At 70.3% G+C, this 22,640-nt stretch carries 26 protein-coding genes and 5 pseudogenes; 25 read left to right on the forward strand and 6 right to left on the reverse strand.

The window, feature by feature from the left end:
- Window positions 1-138 precede the first annotated feature (138 nt).
- On the reverse strand, window positions 139-408 hold the full coding sequence (locus tag AB0N63_RS34415) for a YrhB domain-containing protein (protein WP_365535580.1): 270 nt from the start codon (window positions 406-408) through the stop codon (window positions 139-141).
- Between the two features lie 61 nt (window positions 409-469).
- On the opposite strand from AB0N63_RS34415, the pseudogene AB0N63_RS34420 reads away from it, so the two are divergent.
- From AB0N63_RS34420 to AB0N63_RS34455, 8 genes and pseudogenes are all read left to right on the forward strand, one after another.
- A pseudogene (locus tag AB0N63_RS34420) lies at window positions 470-601 on the forward strand (IS5/IS1182 family transposase); the annotation flags it as partial.
- 156 nt (window positions 602-757) lie between these two features.
- Window positions 758-2,227, forward strand: a complete 1,470-nt coding sequence (locus tag AB0N63_RS34425; RefSeq protein WP_365535656.1) for an NF041680 family putative transposase — start codon at window positions 758-760, stop codon at window positions 2,225-2,227.
- 937 nt (window positions 2,228-3,164) lie between these two features.
- A complete protein-coding gene (locus AB0N63_RS34430; RefSeq protein ID WP_365535658.1) occupies window positions 3,165-3,383 on the forward strand; it encodes a hypothetical protein in 219 nt (72 codons plus the stop codon).
- 395 nt (window positions 3,384-3,778) lie between these two features.
- Window positions 3,779-4,201 carry a hypothetical protein gene (locus AB0N63_RS34435; protein WP_365535583.1) on the forward strand — a complete coding sequence of 141 codons (423 nt, stop codon included), beginning with the start codon at window positions 3,779-3,781 and terminating at the stop codon, window positions 4,199-4,201.
- A gap of 712 nt (window positions 4,202-4,913) precedes the next feature.
- Window positions 4,914-5,672, forward strand: a complete 759-nt coding sequence (locus AB0N63_RS34440; RefSeq protein WP_365535586.1) for a phage Gp37/Gp68 family protein — start codon at window positions 4,914-4,916, stop codon at window positions 5,670-5,672.
- Between the two features lie 270 nt (window positions 5,673-5,942).
- A complete protein-coding gene (tcmP, locus tag AB0N63_RS34445) occupies window positions 5,943-7,181 on the forward strand; it encodes a three-Cys-motif partner protein TcmP (RefSeq protein ID WP_365535589.1) in 1,239 nt (412 codons plus the stop codon).
- A complete protein-coding gene (locus tag AB0N63_RS34450) occupies window positions 7,178-7,789 on the forward strand; it encodes a hypothetical protein (RefSeq protein ID WP_365535592.1) in 612 nt (203 codons plus the stop codon). The genes tcmP and AB0N63_RS34450 overlap by 4 nt, the downstream gene beginning before the upstream one ends.
- Window positions 7,790-8,470: 681 nt before the next feature.
- Window positions 8,471-8,857 carry an endonuclease domain-containing protein gene (locus tag AB0N63_RS34455; RefSeq protein ID WP_365535594.1) on the forward strand — a complete coding sequence of 129 codons (387 nt, stop codon included), beginning with the start codon at window positions 8,471-8,473 and terminating at the stop codon, window positions 8,855-8,857.
- Window positions 8,858-9,124: 267 nt separating this feature from the next.
- Here AB0N63_RS34455 and AB0N63_RS34460 read toward each other — a convergent pair whose 3' ends face one another.
- Window positions 9,125-9,499 carry a hypothetical protein gene (locus AB0N63_RS34460; RefSeq protein ID WP_365535597.1) on the reverse strand — a complete coding sequence of 125 codons (375 nt, stop codon included), beginning with the start codon at window positions 9,497-9,499 and terminating at the stop codon, window positions 9,125-9,127.
- A 62-nt stretch (window positions 9,500-9,561) separates the two neighbouring features.
- Here AB0N63_RS34460 and AB0N63_RS34465 point away from each other — a divergent pair.
- Window positions 9,562-9,831 (forward strand): annotated as a pseudogene (locus AB0N63_RS34465) (transposase); the annotation flags it as partial.
- 86 nt (window positions 9,832-9,917) lie between these two features.
- On the opposite strand, the gene AB0N63_RS34470 reads toward AB0N63_RS34465, so the two are convergent.
- Window positions 9,918-10,499 (reverse strand): LamG domain-containing protein, encoded by a 582-nt coding sequence (locus tag AB0N63_RS34470; RefSeq protein ID WP_365535598.1) that lies wholly within the window; start codon window positions 10,497-10,499, stop codon window positions 9,918-9,920.
- Between AB0N63_RS34470 and AB0N63_RS34475 the strand changes: the two are divergent.
- The 12 genes and pseudogenes from AB0N63_RS34475 to AB0N63_RS34530 form a co-directional block, all read left to right on the forward strand.
- Window positions 10,456-10,649: pseudogene (locus AB0N63_RS34475) on the forward strand (hypothetical protein); the annotation flags it as partial. The gene AB0N63_RS34470 and the pseudogene AB0N63_RS34475 sit on opposite strands and share 44 nt — an antisense overlap.
- A gap of 89 nt (window positions 10,650-10,738) precedes the next feature.
- Entirely contained in the window at window positions 10,739-11,416 is a 678-nt protein-coding gene (locus tag AB0N63_RS34480; RefSeq protein WP_365535600.1) for a GGDEF domain-containing protein, read from the forward strand.
- Window positions 11,413-11,853, forward strand: a complete 441-nt coding sequence (locus AB0N63_RS34485) for a hypothetical protein (protein WP_365535603.1) — start codon at window positions 11,413-11,415, stop codon at window positions 11,851-11,853. The genes AB0N63_RS34480 and AB0N63_RS34485 overlap by 4 nt, the downstream gene beginning before the upstream one ends.
- On the forward strand, window positions 11,850-12,134 hold the full coding sequence (locus AB0N63_RS34490) for a hypothetical protein (protein ID WP_365535605.1): 285 nt from the start codon (window positions 11,850-11,852) through the stop codon (window positions 12,132-12,134). Before AB0N63_RS34485 ends, AB0N63_RS34490 begins: the two co-directional genes overlap by 4 nt.
- Window positions 12,135-12,153: 19 nt before the next feature.
- A complete protein-coding gene (locus tag AB0N63_RS34495) occupies window positions 12,154-12,372 on the forward strand; it encodes a hypothetical protein (RefSeq protein WP_365535607.1) in 219 nt (72 codons plus the stop codon).
- Complete coding sequence (locus AB0N63_RS34500) at window positions 12,369-12,854, forward strand: hypothetical protein (RefSeq protein ID WP_365535608.1); 486 nt, start codon at window positions 12,369-12,371, stop codon at window positions 12,852-12,854. The genes AB0N63_RS34495 and AB0N63_RS34500 overlap by 4 nt, the downstream gene beginning before the upstream one ends.
- Window positions 12,854-13,030, forward strand: a complete 177-nt coding sequence (locus tag AB0N63_RS34505) for a hypothetical protein (protein ID WP_365535666.1) — start codon at window positions 12,854-12,856, stop codon at window positions 13,028-13,030. Before AB0N63_RS34500 ends, AB0N63_RS34505 begins: the two co-directional genes overlap by 1 nt.
- A 75-nt stretch (window positions 13,031-13,105) precedes the next feature.
- Entirely contained in the window at window positions 13,106-13,885 is a 780-nt protein-coding gene (locus AB0N63_RS34510) for an HIT domain-containing protein (RefSeq protein ID WP_365535611.1), read from the forward strand.
- Complete coding sequence (locus tag AB0N63_RS34515; protein WP_365535613.1) at window positions 13,882-14,571, forward strand: hypothetical protein; 690 nt, start codon at window positions 13,882-13,884, stop codon at window positions 14,569-14,571. Before AB0N63_RS34510 ends, AB0N63_RS34515 begins: the two co-directional genes overlap by 4 nt.
- Window positions 14,568-15,095: a hypothetical protein gene (locus tag AB0N63_RS34520; protein WP_365535616.1), complete on the forward strand. Its 528-nt coding sequence runs from the start codon at window positions 14,568-14,570 to the stop codon at window positions 15,093-15,095. The genes AB0N63_RS34515 and AB0N63_RS34520 overlap by 4 nt, the downstream gene beginning before the upstream one ends.
- Window positions 15,096-15,343: 248 nt before the next feature.
- Entirely contained in the window at window positions 15,344-16,189 is an 846-nt protein-coding gene (locus tag AB0N63_RS34525) for a ParA family protein (RefSeq protein WP_365535619.1), read from the forward strand.
- Entirely contained in the window at window positions 16,189-16,974 is a 786-nt protein-coding gene (locus AB0N63_RS34530; RefSeq protein WP_365535622.1) for a hypothetical protein, read from the forward strand. Before AB0N63_RS34525 ends, AB0N63_RS34530 begins: the two co-directional genes overlap by 1 nt.
- A 92-nt stretch (window positions 16,975-17,066) precedes the next feature.
- Here AB0N63_RS34530 and AB0N63_RS34535 read toward each other — a convergent pair whose 3' ends face one another.
- Window positions 17,067-17,369, reverse strand: coding sequence for a hypothetical protein (locus AB0N63_RS34535; protein WP_365535625.1), 303 nt, complete (start codon window positions 17,367-17,369; stop codon window positions 17,067-17,069).
- 149 nt (window positions 17,370-17,518) lie between these two features.
- Complete coding sequence (locus AB0N63_RS34540; protein WP_365535627.1) at window positions 17,519-17,719, reverse strand: hypothetical protein; 201 nt, start codon at window positions 17,717-17,719, stop codon at window positions 17,519-17,521.
- A gap of 219 nt (window positions 17,720-17,938) precedes the next feature.
- On the opposite strand from AB0N63_RS34540, the gene mobF reads away from it, so the two are divergent.
- Together mobF and AB0N63_RS34550 are read left to right on the forward strand one after the other, a co-directional pair.
- Window positions 17,939-19,699, forward strand: coding sequence for a MobF family relaxase (gene mobF / locus AB0N63_RS34545; protein ID WP_365535630.1), 1,761 nt, complete (start codon window positions 17,939-17,941; stop codon window positions 19,697-19,699).
- Window positions 19,696-20,043 (forward strand): annotated as a pseudogene (locus tag AB0N63_RS34550) (hypothetical protein); the annotation flags it as partial. The gene mobF and the pseudogene AB0N63_RS34550, both read left to right, overlap by 4 nt.
- A 445-nt stretch (window positions 20,044-20,488) precedes the next feature.
- On the opposite strand, the gene AB0N63_RS34555 reads toward AB0N63_RS34550, so the two are convergent.
- Window positions 20,489-20,950 carry a hypothetical protein gene (locus AB0N63_RS34555; protein WP_365535632.1) on the reverse strand — a complete coding sequence of 154 codons (462 nt, stop codon included), beginning with the start codon at window positions 20,948-20,950 and terminating at the stop codon, window positions 20,489-20,491.
- A gap of 507 nt (window positions 20,951-21,457) precedes the next feature.
- Here AB0N63_RS34555 and AB0N63_RS34560 point away from each other — a divergent pair.
- Both AB0N63_RS34560 and AB0N63_RS34565 read left to right on the forward strand, forming a co-directional pair.
- Complete coding sequence (locus AB0N63_RS34560) at window positions 21,458-22,219, forward strand: hypothetical protein (protein ID WP_365535635.1); 762 nt, start codon at window positions 21,458-21,460, stop codon at window positions 22,217-22,219.
- Between the two features lie 116 nt (window positions 22,220-22,335).
- Window positions 22,336-22,593: pseudogene (locus AB0N63_RS34565) on the forward strand (transposase); the annotation flags it as partial.
- Window positions 22,594-22,640: the final 47 nt, after the last annotated feature.

A 22,640-nucleotide genomic window follows, 5' to 3' on the forward strand; every position in this document is an offset into this window, starting at 1 on the left:
TCATGGCGAGTTGGGTACGGATCTCGTCCGGAATGCGCATACCACATCAACGAGCCATGGGGCGGGAAGCAACACCTTGATGATCTGCAAGCCCTAAGGGCTGTCCCGTAACTTTGGTTGCGGACAGCCACAGCCTCGTCAGGTGCTCGGGTTTCTCCATAGATGCCGCTCCTCCAGGGTCCCGAACCGTACGTCGCCGCGTTCGAGGTCGACGAGGATGGGCCAGCAGTCCAACAGCTGCTCCCTCACATCACGCGAGGCGAGGTACTGCACAGAGTTGTAAGGCACGATCAGGAGGCCGTTGTTCTCGCGGACTCGCTCGGTGTCGATGGCGAGAGGTGGCTCGTCGTCGCGCTGGCTGGCCGCGAGAAATGCCGCCGCGAGCTGCAGGGCTTCGTCCTGCTCCATCATTCGTCTCCAGTCCGTCGACTCGACGAAGGCACCCTAACCATCCTGGGACGATCTTCGCGTGACTGGTGTGATCACGGCGTCGGAGCCGTCCTGGATAGCCCCGTTTACCGGGCTGAGCCCGCGGCAGTTCGTCAAGCTGATCACCGCGTTGCGGCGGGAGGGCGCAGACCCGGTACGCAAGGGCCGGCCGTGAAGCCTTCCCCTTGAGCTTGTCGTTTATGGTCCGGCGTCGAACTCGGCTCGAACTTGATCGGGGTTTTCGCAGTTCAGCAGACGTGAAGGCGGCCTTCGTCTGATCCTGTGCTCCGTCACAGAGTGGATCAGCGCGAAGGCCGTGGTCGTGAGTCTGGAGCATCAGGATGTCGGGCGGGATGCGTTCGCGGAAGTGTCACACTTCCGGTCGGAGTTGTACGCGTGTCTGACTGCGCGGGCCGACGCGTTGTTCGAGTTATGCGACGCGCTGCTGTGCACGGACGGGCCGGTGCGGACGCTGGTCGATCTCGCGCTCGCGCCTGAACACCGCCGTGGGCACGGGGCTCTGTACGGCGGCCTCAATCAGGGACGGATCGACGTCGTCCGGCTGCGCCGGGCCCTCGCCGGGGTGCCGTTGCCGAGGGCGGCGGACGGTCGGCTCGTGCTGGCGGTCGACGTCTCGCCGTGGCTGCGACCGGACGCCAAAACGTGTGCTGACCGGGCCTTTTGCCATACGTTCGGCCGGGGCGAGGGCAAGCATCAGATGGTGCCTGGCTGGCCGTATTCGGTGGTGGCCGCGTTGGAGAGCGGCCGCACCTCGTGGACGGCGGTGCTGGACGCGGTCCGTCTGGAGCCCGGTGCCGATGTCGCCGCGGTGACCACGGTGCAGGTCCGCGAGGTCGTCGAGCGGCTGGTCGCCGCCGGCCAGTGGCGGCCGGGTGATCCGGAGGTCCTGGTCGTGCTGGACGCCGGATACGACGCCCCGCGCATCGCTCACCTGCTGGCCGGGCTGCCCGTCGAGATCCTCGGCCGGCTCCGTTCGGACCGGGTGATGCGGCGTCCGACGCCCTCCCGCGAAGAGTTCCACCTGGCCAACCCGAAGGGTGGCCGGCCGCCCAAACACGGCGGCGAGTTCGTCTTCGGAGACCCCGCATCCTGGGGCGTCGAGCAGGCCGTGACGGTCACCGACACCCGGCTCTACGGGAAGGCGACCGCGCAGGCGTGGGACCGGCTGCACCCGCGGCTGACCCGTCGGGCCGCGTGGCTCGACCACGACGGGCCGCTGCCCCTCATCGAGGGCACCGTCATCCGCCTGGTCGTGGAGAAGCTGCCCAGCGGCGGAGTCAACAAGCCGGTCTGGCTGTGGTGGTCGCGCACCGGCGCCACCGAAGCGGATGTCGACCGCTGCTGGCAGTCCTTCCTCCGCCGCTTCGACATCAAGCACACATTCCGCCTGTTCAAGCAGACCCTCGGCTGGACCAAGCCCCGGCTCCGCAGCTCGGAAGCGGCCGACCGGTGGACCTGGCTCGTGATCGCCGCCTACGCCCAACTCCGGCTCGCCCGCCCCCTGGCCACCGACCTCCGTAGGCCCTGGGAGAAGCCGACCGAACCGAACAAACTGACACCCGCCCGCGTCCGCAGAGGGTTCAGGAACCTGCACGCGAAAACCGGCTCTCCAGCCGGTGCACCGAAACCATCCCGGCCCGGCCCTGGCCGACCACAGGGCTCGAAGAATCGCCGCCCGGCCACCCGGCACGACGTGGGCAGAGTCCTCGCCACCGGCGAGGCGTTCAGTCGTCCCGCTCACCATAAAGTCGGTACGAAACCGCGTCGAACTGGATAAATGACAAGCTAAGGTGTGGGCACTGCGGCGGGCCGTCGGGCAGTATTCGCCCCTGTCAGCCAGCCAAATTCCGCGTGACGGCCCGGCCTGGTACACGGTAGAACCCGACATGTGACTGTCTTCTACTGCGCAAAGTGCGGGACCGCGCTCACCGGGGACCTGGTGGCGCTCCCGGTCGTTCCGGACGTCGATGACCCAGATCGGGGCCGGGACAAGAAGACCGGTCGGGCTCGCTCCACCGTCCCTCTGGGGCGCTACGCCATCGACCCCAACCCGTGGGGCGCCCCTTTCGTCATCGCCGCTGCATCCCGCCGCCCTGCCCTCAGCAGCGGTCGCGAGCTGCTGCGAACCGGCAACGAGGTCACCGTGTCCGCCGGATGGCGCGACAGCCTCGTCGTCCACCCAGACGATGTCCTGCCATACCTCGAACCCTTTACACTCGGGGACAACTGGCTCGGGTGCTGCGGTCCCACCGGCGCGCACGGCCCCAACCTGGCCTGCGTCTGCGGCTCTCGCCTAGCCACCTGGGCCGCTGACTGCCTAGGCCCCAATGAACTCCACCTCGACCCCGTCCGTGTTTACACCTGGCATCAGGGCGGACCAGCAGTCGGCCATGGACGAAATGGTGCCCCCACCGTCCCCGGGCGGCCCGCTCCCCCACGGTTGAACGATCAATGAAGTGGGGACCGGAGATCGTGCCTGGGGATTTTCACGAATCGCCATCACAGCGCCACAGCAGCTGTGCGCGTCGGCACGGGGGCAGTTCGTCCGAGCTGGCCATGGAAGGATCCTGGCCTACGACGCTGACAGCCGGGCGGGTAACGCTGTGCCAGGAGATGGGCCTTCGAGACGCGCTCCCGCCGGGCGGCATTCTGTCCGGCTTCACACGCTGTCATAGCTGCGCCGTAGGGTGCCGAGCATGATGGCCGAACCCGCCGTGTTTTCGGAAACCCCGATCTACAGTCGCCTCATCGCCGAGCGCGGCGACATACCCGCCCGAGCCCGCGACGAAGCCGACCGCATGCACCGCCTGCAGGAGCAGATCTTCTCCAGCCCGAGCAATCCCGGCCGCCCGCGACATGCAGGACAGCCGGGCTCCCTCTTCGGCACCGCGCCGCGTCCGCCGAGGACCTCGCCGTCCCCGCCAGCTGAGTAGCCGATGCTTACGCGAAGCGCCGTGGTGGCACGGCCGGTCTGGTCGCGGGAGCGGGCGAGGCGGGCGGGGAGCTCGGCGCGCAAGTCGTGTTCGTCACCGGCGGCGGCTTGCCGCTGCAGGTTCTCAAGCTCACCCACATCTCACCGTACTGCGCTACTCGCGCCCGCCGCGCCGGCGCGGGGACCCGCGGACGGACGTGCCCCCGCAGGTGAGGGCACTGAGAGCCCTGCTGGAGCGGGCCCGCGCCGTCTCCCTGCGGCTACCAGAACACCCGCGCACCCCGCGACCAGGGCCGCATGCTCACCGACGCGGTGACCACGTCCATCGCCCGAAACCCCAGGGTGGCTGCTGCCGTGCAGCCAGGAGGCCCCCCGGGCCACAGAAAGAGGCCTTGTGTGAGCTACAGCCCCTCGATCTACAAATTCGTCGAAGGTTGTGACGCGCCCGTTCCCCTGGACTTGAAAGTGATCCAAGCCGTTCTCAGCCCCTACGACGTGGGTGACCCGGATCTCACGGTGATGGAGGACGGAGGTCTGGAGTACTGGGTCCGGGCCGCGGACGGCAGTGAAGCCGAGATCTTCGTCGACCAGACCGGCATCCAGGTGGAACGCCCTCACTCCGGCCCCGGTGTCTTCGCCATCGTGGCAGAACTTGCTGCACGGTTGGCAGCGGTGATCTTCGATCCGAGTCGGGGCACATTCTTCTGCGGTTCCGAAGCACATGCTCACCTTCCCGCGGACATACGGCATGAAGCCGTATTGATCGACATGACCGGTGAAGCGGTCGAGGCTGCGTTGATCGGACCACGGTCGTCCTGAAACGCCGGGGGAGCCCCACACACGACGCGGCCCCGCTTTACCGGACTGGGCCAGGACCTCGCTTGCACTGCGACATCCGGACCATCGGTGCGTGAGTTGCAGCCGGATCGTGCGTCTAGCGTACCTAGCGCGTACATTTCGCGTACGAATCGGCCGTTTCGGTGATAGGGTTCCCGGTCGGAGGGCACCCTGCTTCGGCTGACCTGTCGCAGCGAAGGTTGAGCACTCTCACCCGAGATTGAGCAGGGTTCGGGCGCACGCCGTTGCGGGCGTGATGGATCTGCCCAGAGTGCGCGGCATGCTGATCTCGGCATGGGGCCCGACCTGGGCTGCACCGCCAGCTCACCACCTGGCCGGCGCTCACCGAGGGCCAGCAGCAGCTGATGACCGCCCTCGGCCTCACCCCCGACACCTCTTGACGGTGTCACTGTCGACGCGGATGGTCTCGCGGGCGGTGGGAGCGCGGCCTCGCGGTGGAGGAAGAGTTCCAGAAGCTGGACGGTCTCCTCGGTGCGGGGGTACAGGCGCAGATGCAAGCCTTCCCGGCTTTTCCATATTGGGCACGCAGGTTCGATTTCGGGGTTTCTGGGAGCATCGCCTGTGCCAGATGATTGGATGCCGGTATCCGGTGGTGCGGCCCTTCGTTCGCAGGACGGGGCATGGCCCGCACCACGGTGAAAGGGTGCGGTTCGAGAGGATGGAGGGCCTGCCGGTGAGTGATCGCAGCGCGATCGAGTGGACCGAGGCGACGTGGAACCCGACCACGGGATGCGACCGCGTCTCGGCAGGCTGCGACAACTGCTACGCGCTTGCGCTGGCCAGGCGGCTGAAGGCCATGGGGTCGGCGAAGTACCAGGCCGATGGTGATCCACGCACCTCCGGGCCGGGGTTCGGGCTGACACTGCACCTGGGCGCACTGGATGTCCCCTACGGCTGGAAGAGCCCGCGCACGGTGTTCGTGAACTCCATGAGCGACCTCTTCCATGCCCGCGTGCCGCTGGACTACGTGCGCCGCGTCTTCCAAGTGATCGCCGACACCCCTCAGCACACCTACCAAGTCCTCACCAAGCGCGCCCGGCGGCTTCGGCAGGTCGCCGACCGGCTTGAATGGCCGGCCAACCTCTGGATGGGCGTGTCGGTGGAGAGCGCGAAGGAACTGGCCCGAGTCGACGACCTGCGGCAGGTCCCCGCCGCAGTGAAGTTCCTCTCGTGCGAGCCTCTGCTGGGCCCGTTGCACGGGCTGGAACTGTCCGGCATCGACTGGGTGATCGCCGGAGGGGAGTCCGGCCCGGGCCACCGGCCACTCGAGGCGGCCTGGGTCACGCACATCCGCGACACCTGCCAGCAGGCCGAGGTGGCCTTCTTCTTCAAGCAGTGGGGCGGACGCACGCCCAAGGCCGGCGGCCGCGAACTGGAAGGCCGCACCTGGGACGCCATGCCTCACCGCGCCCTGGCCCTGCCCGCACGCTGAGGCCGGATCACCCAGCTGCGTCACCCCACTTCGCGGTCCGCAGCAGCCGTGCGCCCCGTGTCTCTGGAATCCGGACTCCGTTCACAGAGTGCGGGCATGCAGGTGAGGACGCCAGCCAGCCACCACCAGGCCGGAAGCAGTCATTCCTCGTCTGCAGCCGCACAGTCGGCCGGACCTGGACAAGCCATTTATGCGCAACACCGGTACACAACCGCGGTATCTGTCGCAAAATCAGCCTAACCATGTCCTTCGAGCTGACAGGGCGGGATCTTGGGCGTATCAGAGGCAGTGCTCGACGACGATGTTCTCGATCTGAGCGGTGAAAGCGCCGGGGAAAGGGGGCTCGACAGCAGCAGCCCGTTCTTCGTCAGCAAGAAGGCCGCCGCCGTCCTCAAGCACGCCATTCTCGACAGCTACGTCGTGCCCTTCGCCAGCAAGGTCGGCCGGTACGCCCCGGACGGCCGCGTGGTCTACCTGGACGGCTACGCCGGACCCGGCCGCTACGAGGACGGAACCCCCGGCTCACCCGCCCTGATCCTGGATTCCGCAGCCCGCATCGCGGGCTTCCGCCAGCTCGACTGTTACTTCGTCGAACGCGCACCCAAGAACTTCCAGTCCCTGGCCGCCCTCGTCGGCGAAGCCAGCGCCCAGGGCCTGGCCGCCCACGCTCTGAAGGGGCATGTCGAGAAGCACCTCGGACAGATACTCGACCGCGCCGCAGGGGCACCCCTGTTCGCCTTCCTGGACCCCTTCGGCCTCGGACTGAGCTTCGAGACCCTCACCCAGCAGATCTTCGGCTCCCGCAGTGTCCACGGAACCACTGGACGCCACGCGACGGAGGTACTGCTCAACTTCAATGCCAACGCCGTACGCCGCATCGGAGGACTGCTCACCAGCCCAAAGGACACTCCCGGTAAACCGGCCACGCTGCGCGCCATGGACGCGGCCTGCGGCGGCTCCTGGTGGCGCGAAGAGTTCCTGGCCTCCCAGAACAACACCGAAGCCGTCAGGCGCATCACCACCGGTTTCGCTGACCGCGTCGCCCGCGCCGTCCGCGGTGGCTACTGGACCATCGACGTCCGCAACCGCGCCCACCACCAGGTCGCCTACTGCCTGGTCCACTTCAGCCGTCACAAGGAAGGCATGTGGCTGTTCGGCGAAGCCGCCAGCCTCGCCCAGGTCGAATGGCGCCGCGCCTGTCTCCCTCCGCCCGAGGAGGGCACGCTCTTCAACGCCGGCGACACCTTCGACGACGAAGAAGAACAGCGCGCCCGCGCATGGGTGGCAAGGATCCGCAAGAACCTCGAAGGCCTTCAGCAGCAGCTCGGCACCTTCACCATCGACGACCATCAGAGCGAGATCCTCGCCGGCGTCCTCGGCCAGGCCCGCAACAAACACATCAGAGCCGCGGTGAAGCAACTCCACAAAGACGGCAAGACCGGCTGCAACGGAGTCGGCGACGTGCGCAAGCTGCGCGTCACTCCGCCTCCACAGCGGCGGCAACCATGACCGCAAACCGCCGCGACGTTCAACGGCTCACCGACCACCTGCGCGCCAGCCTCGGCGACGGACCGTTCCCCGCGCCCGGCGGCTGGACGCATATGGGCGCCGTCATCTGCGACGCCAGCTTCCAGGCGCGCCGCAACTACGAGACGACGATCCGCCCGCGGCTCCTCGCCCTGCAAACCGCCTGGCCGGACGCCTCTACCGTGGAGGGCTTCCGAACACGCCTGGCCACCTGCGACCTCGCCACCGCCATGAACTTCCACGACTCCCGCAGGGTCACCATCGCCCACCGCATCACCGACCTGCTGGCCGCCCACCACGTCGACACCCGCGATGACCTCAACGCCTGGCTCGACAACACAGCCAACCGCGCCGCCCTGCGGACCATCCACGGCGTCGGCCCGAAAACGGTGGACTACATCGGCAACCTCGTCGGCCGCTCCCACATCGCCGTCGACGTCCACCTGCGTGCCTTCGCTGCCGACGCCGGCCTCCCCGCCCTGAGCTACCAGCAACTGCGCGCCGTGTACGAGGCCGCTGCCGCCCAGCTCGGACACGACCCAGCAGGCCTCGAGCACGCCGTCTGGCGAAGCAAGGCACAGGCCAACTAGAACTTCAGTTCAGGCCTGCCGACGGGGACCCTCGATCCGGCACGCTCGCTGTCTCTCTACGTGCTCAGTAGTGCAGCTGAACGCACCGCTGCAGAAAGCGTCAATTCAGGCTCGAGCACTGTACGTCGCTCCGCCCACCGACGACTCTGCCACAGACACCGTCGCTGGGCTGCCCTGCTCCCTCGTCAGCCCAGCCTTCGGCGAGCTGTACGCGGTCGACGCGCCCGCTCCCACCGGTGCCAACAAGCGCAGCAGTCACCCAGGCTGCGGCGCCAGTACGCGTGCCTCTGACGTACATCAGCATCGATCACGTCAGGCACGGCCCCAGCGTGTCAGGGGCGCGTGGTGGGATGACTCCCGCCATCGCCGAACCGGGAGCTGACCCACATGAGTTCACGGATCCCCCTGCCTCCTCCGCGCCCGCCCAAGATGACGCCAGAGCGTGAACGTCATCTCGCCCTGACCGCACGGATCGCCGCAGCACAGCGGGCTGCCGGGCAGCGTCCCGGGCAGGCACGCTGCGGCCGACTGCTGCGTGACGGCGTGCGGCGGTGCACGTTCTAGCCGCTGCCCGGCCTCGCCGGCTGCGCCCGCCACCTCGACGACGAGGAGTGGCAGGACACCGTCGACTACCCACAGGCCTACTTCCGCGACGTCCACGGCGGATGCCTGAACCTGACGATGGAGCAGCAGGCCGAACAGCGGCTTCGAGACGCAGGACCGCCCGCCTGCCACTCCTGGCCCTACCCGCGTGCAGTCCCCCTGCCAGGCCAGGACCCGGTCGACCTGCTCGTGACCTGGCACGACAACCGCTGCGCCGCATGCGGACACCGCTGGCCGGGCGACCTCGTGGGCGACCACTGTCACCAGTCCGGGCTTCTGCGCGGCCTGCTGTGCGGCATCTGCAACACCGCCGAGGGCACCGCACCACCGCGGCACCCGCGCTGGCTGCGCTACCGCACCCTCACGCCCGCCCTCATCCTCGGTGTGCATCTCCCCTACAACCGGGCGGTACGTCGTCGCCTGGCCCAGGCTCTCGCCCACCCGGACCAGCACGAGCCGGCCTGACGGATCCGCTTCGCCGAGCTGGCCATCGCCACCTTCGAAACCTCCCGCACCACCGCTCCGCTGCGCGGCAAGGTCCGCACCGGCAAAGCCAAACCGGTGACCAGCGGCCGTGTGCGCTGTGTCAATACCCGGTGCCACACTGCAACCACCCTTACCGCAGGGGTGGTTGACCTGATCGCCGACGAGAGGACCGATACGTGGCGGCCGACTGGGACGCACTGGACTTCACCTGCCCTAACTGATCGTTTCAGGATGAGAGCTGGCCGATCATTCGTCGTCGAGCCGCTGGAGAACCTGTGTGAAGTCACCGTCGTCGAGCAGGCCGGCCAGCACCTGCGTCATGTTGTCGATGCCGGGATCCCGGACGATGAGGCCGTCGGAGCACCAGAAGTAGCGGCCGCTCAGGGCCTCGCCGGTGCGGGACCACCTGTCCATGATGCGTTCGACCTCGGCGAGCGTGAACACGGTTGCGCTCCAGCGTGAGCCGTCCACCTTCAGCCGAACCTCGACGTCGACGTTGCAGATGGTGTCCAGAGGCTCGTCGGCATTGGGTACGAATGACGCCTCGAACCGATCCGTTCGGACGCGGTAGAAGGGTCCGTCCCAACCCTGCTCCGCGGTTTTGCTCCCGGTGTTGGTCATCCGCGGAGTATGTCCAGCCAGCCCGAGCTACTCAACTGGGTTCTCTGGCAAGCTTCACCGTCGTGATCGCGAACCTTGTCCCCGATGAGCTGTGGGACCGGATAGTCCCGCTCTTGCCAGCGCGACCCGTGCGACGGCATCGCCACCCTGGGCGGCTCCCGGTGCCGGACCGGGTTGCCCTGGCCGGCATCGTCTACGTCTTACGCAAGGGCGTGGCCTGGCGCGACGTGCCGAGTGAAGTGGTCGGCTGTTCCGGAGTGACGGCGTGGCGCCGGTTGTGGGACTGGACCGAGGCGGGTGTCTGGCCCCGCCTCTATGCCGCACTGTTATCTCGGGCGCGCGGAGCGTCCGGTTGGCAGGCGTGGGCGGGCCCCGTCACTCCCGGTGGGAGTGGCGGGGCCCGATGTGGGTGGTGAGGTCAGTGCAGTGCGCCGACCTCGGTGGCCGTCAGGGTTCGCGGGTAGACGTGGACGTCGGCCACGGAGCCGGGGAAGGCCAGGTATGGGGTTGCGGCCGATGCGCTGTTGACGCAGCCGCCGATGGTCAGGGGGAGGGAGGAGTCGTACTGGGGGCTGCGGTTGGTGTCGGTTCCCATGAGGGCGCCGTTTTGGTAGAGGGCCATGACGCCGGTGCTGGAGTCTCCGGCGACGGGTGCCCGGTAGGTGGCGACGAGGTGGGTCCAGGTGCCGATCGGTGCGGTGTTGGTGTCGCCTTCGGCGGTGGGGAAGTCGGAGTTCTCGTCGTTGGTGGTCGTGGTCTGGAACATCCAGGCTTGGCTGGGCTTGTCGTAGGAGAGGTAGAAGGCTTGATGCTGAGTGGTGCCTTGGCAGAGGGCTGTGGTGCCGAGAGCTGAGTTGATCTTCACCCAGGCCGAGACGGTGTAGTCGCCGAGGGTGTTGACCGCGCTTTGCTTGCTCTTGAGGAAGCCGGTGCTGCCGTCGAAGGCGACGCTGCCGCGCCGCGCCCACGAGGTGTACGACGCCGCGCTCGCCGCCCACACGGCCGGACTCGAGATCCCCGCAAGCAGCCCGACAGCTGGGGAGCGCGCGGGCTGCGGCCCGGCTGGGAGCTGGAGTGGCCTGCGGCGACGGCCGGCCTCTGGCACAACCCTGTCAGCTGGACCAGCAGCCGCGGCGACTTCGCGCTGTAGCTACGCCCCGGGACAGGCGCCACGGCGTCCAACCAGCCGCCTGTCCCGGGCCCACCCATCCCGTACGAAACGAGAGGGCAACCCCCAGTATGGACTCCGTCCTGCGCGTTCAGGGCCGGATCGGCCCGCGCACACTCCTTCTGACCACCGCCGCCGTGCCGTTGACCGGCTGGACCGTGCACGCCATCACGCTGCACAAGCGGCTCGCCGCCAAGGACAAGGACCCGCTGACCGGCCTCCTGCGCCGCGACGCCTACACCGTCCGGGCCCGGTGGATCCTGGCCCGCCACGGCGACGACGCGGCCGTGGTCATGGTCGACGCCGACCACTTCAAGCGGATCAACGACACGATGGGCCACGCGGCCGGCGACGCCGTCCTCGCGGCCTTCGGTACCCGCCTGGCCGCGTGGGCGGGCCCGCGCGCCGCCGTCGGCCGGCTCGGCGGCGATGAGTTCGCAGTCGTCCTGCGCCTGCCCGCCGACCGCCGCGAGCAGCGCCTCGCCCAGCTGGTCCGGATGCTGCACACCCCGGTCACCGTGGACGACGAATGGGCGGTGCCCGTCGCCGCCTCGGTCGGTGCCGCGACCCCGGACGTGACCGGCAGCCGCGCCCTATCCATGCTGCAGCGAGCTGCCGACGCCGCCCTGTACGACGGCAAGCACTCCGGCCGCGCGCGCCTCGCCACAGCGGAGCACGTCACGGTCCCGTCCATCAACGGGCGCCGGGCCGGCCGTCCGGGCACGAGCGTGTGGGGGCAAGCAGCATGAGCCCTGTCACCTTGCCCGAGGGCGACTGGATCCGCGGCATCAGCATCCGGCAGCCGTACGCGGCCTGCATCCTCGCCGGTGCCAAGACGGTGGAGAACCGGCCCGCACCATGGCGGACCGGATGGGTGCTGGTCCACACGAGCAAGACCATCGACCAGCCCGCCCTGCGCACCCCGCTGATCGCCCGCACGGTCCGCGGCCGCGAGCTGATCACAGGTGCCGTGGTCGGCATCGCCCGGATCACCGACTGCCACCAGGACCCCGACGGACAGCCGCTGTGCTCGCAGTGGGCGCACCCCGGCGCCTGGCACCTGGTCCTCCAGGACGTCCAGGAGCTGCCCCTGCCTGTCCCCGCACGCGGACAGGTCGTGCTCTGGAAGCCGACACAGGACCTGCTGGACCGCGTGTTCCAGCAGCTGCCCGACTTCCGGCCGTGACCCGCAAGGGACGCACGAAGGAGGAGTCGCCGTTCGAGCCGGGCCTGATCCCGGCTCCCGGCGAGCTGCTCGTCTGGCGTGATGGCCGGCACTTCGACCGCTGGCAGGACCTGCCCTGCACGCTGTGCGGCCGGCCCACGCCCATGCGCTCCCACTCCGGCGAGCCCGTGCACAAGGCCTGCGCGGAGTCCTGGCTCAGCGCCCACCCCGTTGAGGCCCGCCGCGGGCGGTTCGCCTCCGACCTCCAGCCGAAGCCCAAGGGCGACGGCGATCACGCCTGACCTCCACCTGGAGGACCCCATGAGCACCGCTGACCGCGACGTCGACTACGCCGTCGACCACGCCCTCGCCTACCCCGAGCCGCCGGCCTCCCCGCTCTGGCACCGCCACGGCGCAAAGGCCCGGCCCCTCACCGACGCCCAGCGCAAGCGCAACCGCGAGCTCTTGGTCCTCGCGCAGCGCACCACCCGACCCCGTTCCCCTCGCCCCACCGAGACCCTGACGGAGACCAGCCGATGAACCCCCAGACGCACTGCGCCGTAGACGGCTGGGTCGACGCGATACCCGCCCCCGGCCCGCGCGGCACCGCCACCTTCGACCTGATCGTCCGACCCGCCGACATCGACGCGCTCCCCGACGACGCCCCCGACACGGTCGTCACCTGCACCAGCGGAGACCCCCGGATCACCCACGAACTCCTGACCGGCATACAGCCCGGCGACCTGCTGCGCGTCACCGGCACTCTGGTCCAGCCGCCGGCGTCCGACGAGCCCGCCCGGCTCACCGTCGACGCCCTGGAGGTCCTGGACACCGGACTCATCCCGGTCCTGCGGGACATGGTGATGGACCGCTACGGCGACTACTGCGTCATCTTCGACGCCGACCACGAGAAGGTGCCCGTCTTCACCGCGCTCGGGCGGTGGGTCGGCCTGGCGGACAACCCCGACGCCATCGCCACCCTCATCGACATCCACGAGCGCGTGACCGGCGGTGACGCCTGATGGCCACCACGATGTCCTCCCGCGAAGTCCTGGAGCGGTTCCCCGCCGGAGGCCCCCGCGGCTCCTGGCCGGCCGAAGAGTACGCCGCCGCCCAGCGTGCCCAAGGCGTCAACGCGCAGGTCGTGATGGACCTGCCCAGCGACCAGTTCCTGGTCATCACCGAGACCACCAAGTAGCACCCGACGCCACCGAGCGCCGCCCGCCCCTCCGGCCGGGCGGCGCTCCGGCGCCCCTACCTCTTTGGAGACCCCGTGCTCGACGTGTTCATCGACTCCTTCGGCGCCCGCTGGCAGGACCCGCCCCCGCCCCGCTACCGCGCCGCAGTCCTCGGCATCAACCTCACCAACGCCCTGCTGAACCCGCCGGACGACCCGGCCCTGGCCGACGTCGTCGCCCGCCAGACCGGACGGGACGCCGCCGTACGCGACTACGTCCTCAGCACCCCGGGCGCGGCCCGCATCGTCGACGACGCCGTGCACGAACTGACCGCGCTGCGCGCCGCCGCGCAGGGCCGTCCGGTCCAGCTCCTGGTGAACTGCTGGTACGGACGCCACCGCGCACCCGCAATCGCCGACGCCATCGGGAACCGGATGCGGGAGGCCGGCGCCCACTTGCAGGTCACCCACCACCACATCAACCGGCCCCCGGTCCCCCGCAAGCACCCGCGCCCCGACTGCCCGTTCTGCCGGATCATCCACGACGGCGCCCCAGCACAGACCGTCCGCGAATGGAGCGACACCCTCGCGATCGTGCCCCGCAGCGGCGGCTGCACCGACGGCCACCTCCTGGTCCTGCCCCGCGGCCACGTCGCCGACTTCACAACCGACCCCGTCGTCTCCGCCACCGTGCAACTGCGCGCCGCCGAACTCGCCCAGGAACTGGGCGGCCAGTGGAACTACCTCACCTCCTGCGGCCCGGACGCCACCCAGACCGTGTTCCACCTGCACGGCCACCTCGTACCCCGCACCGCCGGCGACGGCCTCGCCCTGCCATGGACCCACCCCACCCGCGAACAGGACTCCACCCGATGAAGCGCCCCTTCTTCCGCCGCTGCGGCCACGCCCCCGGTGCCCTGTCCCCCGAGGACCAGGCCGCCGTCGACGCCTTCCGCGCGATGCTCACCGCCCTGCGCAACCCGCAGCCCTGGACACCCGGCAGCGCCCAGGACATCGCCGTGCGCATCGGCCCGTTCATCGAGCGCGCGCACACCCGGCCCGGCGACGACCACGGCCCCGACCTGATCGCCGTCGCCCTGATCCACCCCGACACCCCACACGCCGCAGCCCACCTCCACGGCCGCCAGCTCGGCTACACCGACCGCGGCTGGCTGCGCTGCCAGACCACCGCGATCCTCGGCACCTGGCAGCCCGGCTACGCCATGCTCACCCACGCCGCCGCCGGCCTGCCCCTGCCCGACGACCTCGGCATGGACCCCGCCCACTACGCCCTCTACCTCGAGGCCCGCAAACGCGACGACAACCTTGACGGCTACACCCTGCTGCGCCTCGGCCCGTACACCCAGACCCGCCACGCCCAGCAGGACCACGACCGGCTCACCGCCGCGCTGGACGGACGCGAGACCACCCTCGTACCCGGCCACCGCGTCTCCGTGCGGTTCGGGCCGTTCGACGTGAGCGACCACCACCTGTTCGCCGACCCGTACGAGGCCGACGCCGTGGCGCTCCTGGACGCCGCCGTCGCGGGGGTGAGCGCATGACCACCAAGCCCCTGTACAAGATCGAGACCAGCGAGGGCGACGACGGCACCCTGCACCCCGCCGAACAGCTCTGGACGCCCGGCGAGGACGCGGTGGAAAACGGCTTCCTCGTCTATCGCGGCCTGCACGTCACCGGCATCGACGACCCCACCGACGACCACCTCTACCCGGTCGGCTTCGTTGTCCTCGGGCACCACAGGTGGGCCGACATCATCGAGGCCGCCGCCGCGTACATGGCCCGCATCCACGGCTGGCGCAACCTGCACCTCTACCCCGGCGACGACCCCTCGGAACTCACCCCCCGCATCCCACGCGCCGTCCTCACCCACGGCGTCTTCTTACGACACCCGCACCCGGACCACGGCTGTGGCTGCGAGTGGGATGAGACGTGGCGGATGGTGTGGGCGCCCAGCACCGAACCCGGCGCCGTCCCGATCACCGCCATGCGGCACCCGGCTGCCCCGGTGACCGCCGCCGGCATCCCCAACCCCGACGAAGGCGCACCCGCAACCTGGGCGGCCTGACAGCCGAAGGGCCCGGCACCCCGCAGACGATTGCGGGGTGCCGGGCCTTTTTGCGTTCTGGACTCTGCGGCGAGTCGTCGGGGCGGGCGACAGCACGGGCGTTTCCCAAATTTGGGAAACGGCTGACCGCTACGCTGCCTCCCGTACGCGCAGGTCAACGCCACGCATCCCACCACGCTGATTTGCCTGGAGGGTGCCTGAGCAGCGACGATCCGGCGCGGAAGTGATCGCACAGGTGGAGGTCGAGCGTGGACGCAGTAGCGAACTACTCGGAGAAGGGAGGCGTCGGGAAGACGAGCAACTCCGCGGGCATGGTGGCCGAAGCCGCCGAACGCGGACTGAACGTCCTCGCCGTCGACCTCGATCCCCGGGCCACGCTCACCGAGGAACTCGGAGTCAAGGACCCCCGCTTCACCCTCAACGACCTCCTCTACATCGACCCCGAGGCCGACGCACCTCCCGGTGACCCCGCCGAACTGATCCACGACGCGATCGTGCGGGCCGGCGAGGGATGGCCGTCCAACGTCTGGGTGCTCCCCTCCGAACGGCCCCTCGGCCGTCGGGAGACCGACTCCACCATGTTCGAGGCGCGGCTGCGCAGGGCCCTGGAAGGGCTGGACGGCGAGATCGACCTCGCCGTGATGGACGTCCCGCCACGCGCAGGCGGAAAGCTCGCCACCTGCGCGCTCATCGCCGCCAAGAAGGTGCTGATCCCCGCCACCCTCACCGCCGACGGCCGACTAGGAGCAGAGCAAGCGCTCCGCACCATCCGCTTCGTCAGCGCCCCCGGCAGCGGGATGAACGAACACCTGGAGATTGCCGGGGTGGTGAGGAGCATCCTGCCGAAGAAGGACGACATGCGCGCCGTCAATCACTTCGTCAACCAGCAGCTCGTGGAAACCTTCGGCGACATGGTCCTCGACACCCTCACCGCTGACGAAGGGCAGTACCCGGGAATCGTCAGCTACTCCGTACGGGAGGAGTGCCGGGTGGCCTGCGCGCCGATCACCTCCGCCCCCGGTCGCGAAGCCAAGAAGCTCCGCAACTGGTACGGGCAGCTCCTGGATCACGTCGTCACACAGAAGGGCGCCTGATGGCTTCCAGACTGCTTCAGAAGGCCGCAGCCGCCGCACCTCCCGCGAAGGCCGGCCGCGGCGGACTGCAGAAGGCTGCGGACCGAGCCGACCCGGCCGACGCACCCGTCGGACTCGTTCCACTCCCGCGCGCCGCGCACGAGGGAACGGCGGCGGAGCGCCTGGCCGTGCTCGAGGGCATCATCGGCAAGGCGCAGGACAACGCGGAGCTCACGGTCCGGCAGGCGAAGGAGCGGTTCAGCCGGGAGGCCGGCCCCGCCCTGGCGCTCATCCACGACGATGAGCTGTGGCGTCCGGAGTACGAGAGCTTCGTCGACTACGTGAAGCGGCGGTGGGCCTACTCCTCCACCCACGGCTACCTCCTGGTCGCCACGGCCAAGGTGCAGAAGGCGCTCCCAGAGGGAGTAAGAGCCAACACCGGCCACGTCCAGGTCCTCGCCCCGGTGCTCCGACACAACGGCCTGGAAGCCGTCAGCAAGGCATGGGCGAAGGCCGAGAAGAGGAACGGTCAGCCCACCGCCGCGACCCTCAAGGCGGCCGTCGACGAACTCGGGTACGGCAAGCCCAATAAGGCCATCCAGGGCGAGGTGCTGAGTAGCACCAGCCACCCCGTCACCACCCCCAGCGCGGTGGGACAGCTGGAGAACGCGGTGGCCCTCGCCAAGAAGCACCTCACCCGGGGGCTGGTGAAGAAAGCGTTCGAGGAGAGCCCAGAAGACGCCCGGCGCCTCGCTGAGGAGATCGCCTCCTGGGCGGCCACGGTCACGAAGGCTGCCCCCAAGTAGCGCATCTCAGGCTCAGGGCCGGTTTCCCAAGTTTGGGAAACCGGCCCCTCCGCGTGTCTGGACGCAGCTGGCCAGCAGACATCGAACCCGGCTCACGGACCGGTGAGGATGTCGTGGGTGCCGATGCGGCGCCAGATGACGTGCGGTGTGCCGGGGCGGCGCGCGGGCCCGAACTGCCAGGTCGCGCGTCCTGCGGGGCCGGTGCCCATGGACCAGGTCAGTTCGTAGACGCCCGGTGCGCGCTGAACGCGCTTGACGCGGAGGCCGGCGCGGAAGCTGCCGGTGCGCAGGTCCTCGACGAAGGCCGCCACGGCACGGCGGAATCGGCGGCGCTGCTCCGGGGTGAGGCGGTCCAGGTCGGTGGCGAAGCGCGGCAGGGTCTCGTAGGTGGGCACGGCGAACTCCTCCAGGACGCACGAAGCCCCCGGCCGGTCGGCCGGGGGCGGTGGTGGCTGTTCGTGTGGAAGGGCGTCGGTGACGCGGTGTGCTCAGTGGTGGTGGGTGATGCTGATGCGGTCGTGGCGCAGTATTCGCACGATCCGGGTCAGCTGCCGTAGCGGGCGTTCATCAGGTCGTTCCATTCCTGTGCGTTGGGCAGGTCGCTGGCGCAGGGGTCGCAGTAGGGCAGGTAGTCGGCCCGGGTGATGGGGTACGGCACGTTCGAGCGGACGACGGTGGTCGGCTGCAGCGTGAGGGGGCGGCCGCACCGCGGGCAGAGGTCTCCGTGGAGCATCTGAGTAGTCATGCGGCGAACTGTGCACAGGTCGGTGGCTTACTGTCTCGGGCTGGCGTCGCGGCCCGCCTGGCGGGCGATGCGGCAAAGACTTGGTGATGGTCTCCCGCCCGGCGGGACGGACCCGGGATCGCGCTTTTCCGCAGGTCAGTGCCGGGGTTCCATGGGCCGGTGATCAGTAAATCGAAGGTTGGCCCGGGGGACGGGTGGTCCTACCTCTTCCGTGGCGTGATGGTCGGTGACGGCCACCGCCGGGCGGGCACGCCGCTGCGCGCCGCCCAGGACGAAGCCGGTGTCCCGCCCGGCGTGTGGAAGGGGCGGGGCATGGCCGCGGTCGGCCTGGCGGCCGGGGACGTGGTGAGCGAGCGGCAGGCCGAACTGCTCCTGGGGGAGGGCCGGCACCCGGACGCCGACCGGATCGAGCGCGAGCTCCTGGCGCAGGGCAAGAGCCCGGCGCAGGCGCGGCGGGCGACCGTGCTGGGCAGGCCCATCGAGCACAACAAGTCGCTGGAGACCGAGACGGCGAAGGAACGCACGCCGTGGCTGGCGATGGACCTGGTGTTCCGGGCGCCGTCGACGGCGCACATCGCGTGGGCGCTCGGGGATGACGAGACCCGCGCGGTGCTGGAGCTGTGCCAGGACATCGCCCGGGACAAGACGCTGGCGTGGCTGGAGGAGTCGGTCGCGCAGATCCGGTGGGGGAGCGGTGGCAAGCACCGCCGGCCGGTGAAGGACGGGCTGATCGTCGCGGTGTTTCGGCACTACGAGTCCAGAGCTGCCGAATCGAAGCCACTGCTCCACGATCACGCGGTGGTCTCGATCCGCGCCCGGCGCCCGGACGGCACGTGGGGCAACCTGTCGGCGGACTCGATGCTCGCCCACATCGTCGCCGCCGACTGCCTCTACCTCCTCCACTTCATGGAGGAGGTGTCCGCGCGGCTCGGGTGGGCGTGGGAGCCGCGCGAGGTGACTCCGGGCCGCCGGCCCGTGATGGAGATCGCGGGGATCGACCGGCGGCTCATCGGCTGGCAATCGACCCGCCGTCAGCAGATCGAGGACGCGCTGCCCGTCCTCACCGCCCGATACGAGGAGAAGCACGGGCACGCGCCGGGCGAGAAGGCCGGCTACGCGCTGGCCTGCCAGGCCGCCGACCAGACCCGCCCGCCCAAGCGCACGGGGATGCGGTCGCTGACCGAGCTACGCAAACGATGGCGCACCTTGGCGATCCGGGCCTACGGCGCCGACGCCGTCGACCGGCTGACACAGCGGGCGCGGGCGGCGGCCGCGGCGGTGTGGGCGCGGGTGCGGCCGGTGGTCGACGTCGTCCTGGCGGCCGTGGCCACCGTCGCCGTGGTGTACGTGATGCGCGGCGCCTTCGCACGCCACCACCTCCTCGCCGAAGCCCGCCGCCACCTCGCCTACGCCTTGCGCGGCCGCCCCCACAAGCCCGGCCTGGACGAGACGATCGTGCAGACGGTCCTCGACCACTACACCCGCCCCGTCGGCCGCGGCCGGAAGATGACCGCCGACCTGCGCGCCCTGTACCCGCGCGACACCGAGGACCAGGCCGTGCTGCGCCCGCTGACCCGCAACCGCACCGCGCCCCCGTACGAGCGGGCCCGCCTCGCCGCCGGCGCCCTGGCCGCCCGGGCCCGCGCCGCGCGGCGCGCGGAGCGCCTGGGCTCCCGCCCCCGGCCGTACGCCGTCGCCGTGCCCACCGCCTCGAGGTCGCACCCCCGGCCGTTCCACACCGGCTCGAAGGCCGGCCGCCTCCTGGAGCCAGAGACCGGCGTCGACGCGGTGGAGCAGACCCGCCGAACCCTCGAAGCCGCCGCTGCGGAGTTGGCGGCCACGCTCCAGGACAGCCGACGGGCACGCGAAGCCGCCCACGGCCTGCGACCGCAGCCCGCCCCGGCGACGGCCCCGCCGCCGCACACCCAGCAGCCCGGCGCCCAGCACACGCCGGGCCGGACCACCGGAGGAGTCACGTGAGCATCCCGGAAGACCAGCCCAGCCGTGAAGAGGCCCTCGCCCGCGCCCAAGCGGCCCGCGAGCAGATGGCCGCCGCGCTCGACGAGGACCAGGAGCCCGAGCCCGACGAGCCCCTGGGGTGGCAGCCGATCTGGAAGCGGCCCCGGACGCCGAAGTCGAAGGCGGCCCAGAAGAAAGAGCTGGGCGAACAGCGCCGACGGCTCCAGGACGCCACCAAGCGCCGCCTCGCCGCGCGGAACTCGCGCCGGCCCCGCCCCTGGCAGAACCGGATCGGCAACGCGGCCGCGCGCCGCGACGCCCGCGCCCTGTCCCGGGTGCGGCACTCCACCGCCTGGCTGCGGTGGACGATGCCGGGCATCGTCCACCGAGTGGGCTCTGGTGCGGCGCACCGCGATGGTGCGCCACCGCGCCCGGCGCCGCACCACGCCGACGATGCCCGGCACTCGCGCACGCCCGGTGCGCCGCAGCGCACCGGTGCGCTGCGGCGCCACCTTCCTTGTCCAGGTGCGGCCGGACGCGCGCAACCCCCTTGTCCGGCTCCGCCACCCCCCTTGTCCAGCTCCGCTACCCCCTTGTCCAGCTCTGCTACCGAGAGCGTTTCCCCTGGACATCGGCGGTTTAAGCTCGCGATCAGGGCGTGGTCAAGGGGGCGGTGATAGGGGTTCGCCCGGCCGGGGCGCGCGCCTGGTGCGGTGATGCCGGCGGAGCGCACCACGATGGGCGATGCGGTGCGGCGGTGGGACGGTCCCGATGCGCGCCACCGCCGCACCACCCATCGTCCGGTGCGTCCTACGCGATGGTCAGGCGCACCGGTTGCGAGCCGGCCGGTGCGGGGTGGGCATCGAGGGCCTGGCCCACGCCGACGGCCTCCAGTTGGCGCAGGGTGTCGGCGACGTCCTCGCGGTCGTCGGTGAGGAACTGCTGCGCGAAGTCGATGACGGCGCGGGCGATGCCCTGCGCCGTGTCCGGCCCGGAGCGCGCCCAGGTCCGCAGCGAGGCCACGAAGACGCGCCCGAGGGCCTCCAGGGCGAAGGTGTCCTCGCACGGTTCGCCCGCGTCCGGGCCGGGCAGCGCGGTGACCGGGACGACGATCCGGGTGGCGGCGTCGACGAGCAGTTCGGGCATCCGCGGCTCGGCGCCGGCGAACTTGCGGGCGGCGTCGATGTCGTCGGCCTGGACGGCCCGGAGGTAGTTGAAGGCGCTGATGGCCGCGTGCGGGGTCATCGGGGTGAGCGGGATGGTGTCGGGCATGTCGGCTCCTCACGTACGGGCCGCCCCGCTGGTCGCGGCGGCCTCGGAACCGATGCTCGGCTTGAAGCCCTGTGGACAGAGCCCGGCCACTGACAGGGGAGAACTCTCCCCCTCTCCGGGTTGATCACGATGCGGTCACGACGGAGGGGTTTTCCCAGACCGGCGTCACACGGAGCCTGAATCCCACACCTGTACGAGGTGAATGGCGGGACAGGCCCGCCCCTCACGTTCCAGGAGCACCCTGTGGCGAGCACCGCAGACGAACCCGAGCAGCCCCTTGACCGGACCGGAGAGGCCCCCTCCGTGGACCCCTCCATCACCCCCTCCGCGCCCCGCCGCCAAGGGCCGGGCGTTTCCGCAGGTCAGCCCAGGCGGACAGGGGGGCGCCGCAGGTCCGACAACTCTCATGTCCAAAGGCGTCCTACTCACAGGAAGAACTCGACAGAGCCCAGGCGGAGGGAACTGCTGCAAGCGCTGGGGATTTTCCAGCGGGCGACGCCAGATCAGTTGTGGAAGCTGACCCGTCCGGACAATCAGCACGACAAGCTCACGCGGGACAACCTCCTGGACTTGGAGGACCACCACCTGGTGAGGATCGAATTGGTCCGGGAGGACCAGCGGCAGGTGTGGGTGCTGACCAAGCGAGGCCACGGCGAGGCGAAGAAGCTGCTGGAGCCCAAGGGCATACGCGTCTCCGCGCTGCGTGAGGAGAAGTACGACCCGGATACCGGGGAGCTGCTCGGCACCAGCTACGACGACCATGCCGCAGCGGTCACCTCGACTGCCGCCGAACTCCACCGTGCCGGGATCGGTCACCGGCTCGGATTCCAGACCGAGATCGGTCACCGGCTCGCAGACGGCTACGTGCAGCGGGCGGACCTGGTGGTGCGGGCGCCGGAGGCCGGGGTGCCGGTGCTGCTGCTGGAGATCGACCGCCGCAGCGAGGACGCGCACGACCTGGTCGACAAGCTGCGCCGGTACTGGGAGTGGGGCCGGCTGCTGCCGAAGGACGCGGACAAGCACACCGTGGACCTGGTCCGCTCCCGGCCGGACGCGATCGACCAGCTGGTCGACCACGAGAAGCGGCTGTGGCGCCGGGTCTACCCGCCCACCGGCCGGGAGGGTCTGGTGCCACTCGCGTTCGTGTTCGCGGACACCACCGAGGCGAAGGTCGCCAACACGGTCGCCGTGCTGGAGGAGGCCGGCCGCCGCTACTGGGCGCCGCGCCGGTTCCAGACCATCCACCGGGGGATCACGGCCTGGGACTAGCCAGGCGGTGCCCGTCGTGGTGACCACCCTGGAGCAGCTCCAGGAGCACGGCGCGGACGCGGCGGTGTGGCGGCGGCTGGGACGGACGGGCGAGCAGACGCTGACGGCCGCACTGGGCCGAGGATCTGCGCCGCCCCTGGGAGCGGCCGGCGCAGCCTCGTCGGCTCACCCCTGCCCGGGTCCGCCGGGGGTTCCGCCACCTCCGCGTGAAGACCGCCCGGCCCGCCAGCGTGCCGAAACGCACGCGACCTGGCCCCGGACGCCCACTCGGCTCGAAGAACCGCAGGTCAGCCCCACGCCACGAGCCCGGGAAGACCGTGAAACGAGTCGAAACCCTCACCGAGCATGTCCGCCTGAAACAGCAGCAAGGTTAAAGATCAAGTTCAGGTGTCGAGTGGTCAACGACCACGACAGCGAGGCC

It is taken from the genome of Streptomyces sp. NPDC093260 (assembly GCF_040683715.1).
GTDB classification, from domain to species: domain Bacteria; phylum Actinomycetota; class Actinomycetes; order Streptomycetales; family Streptomycetaceae; genus Streptomyces; species Streptomyces sennicomposti.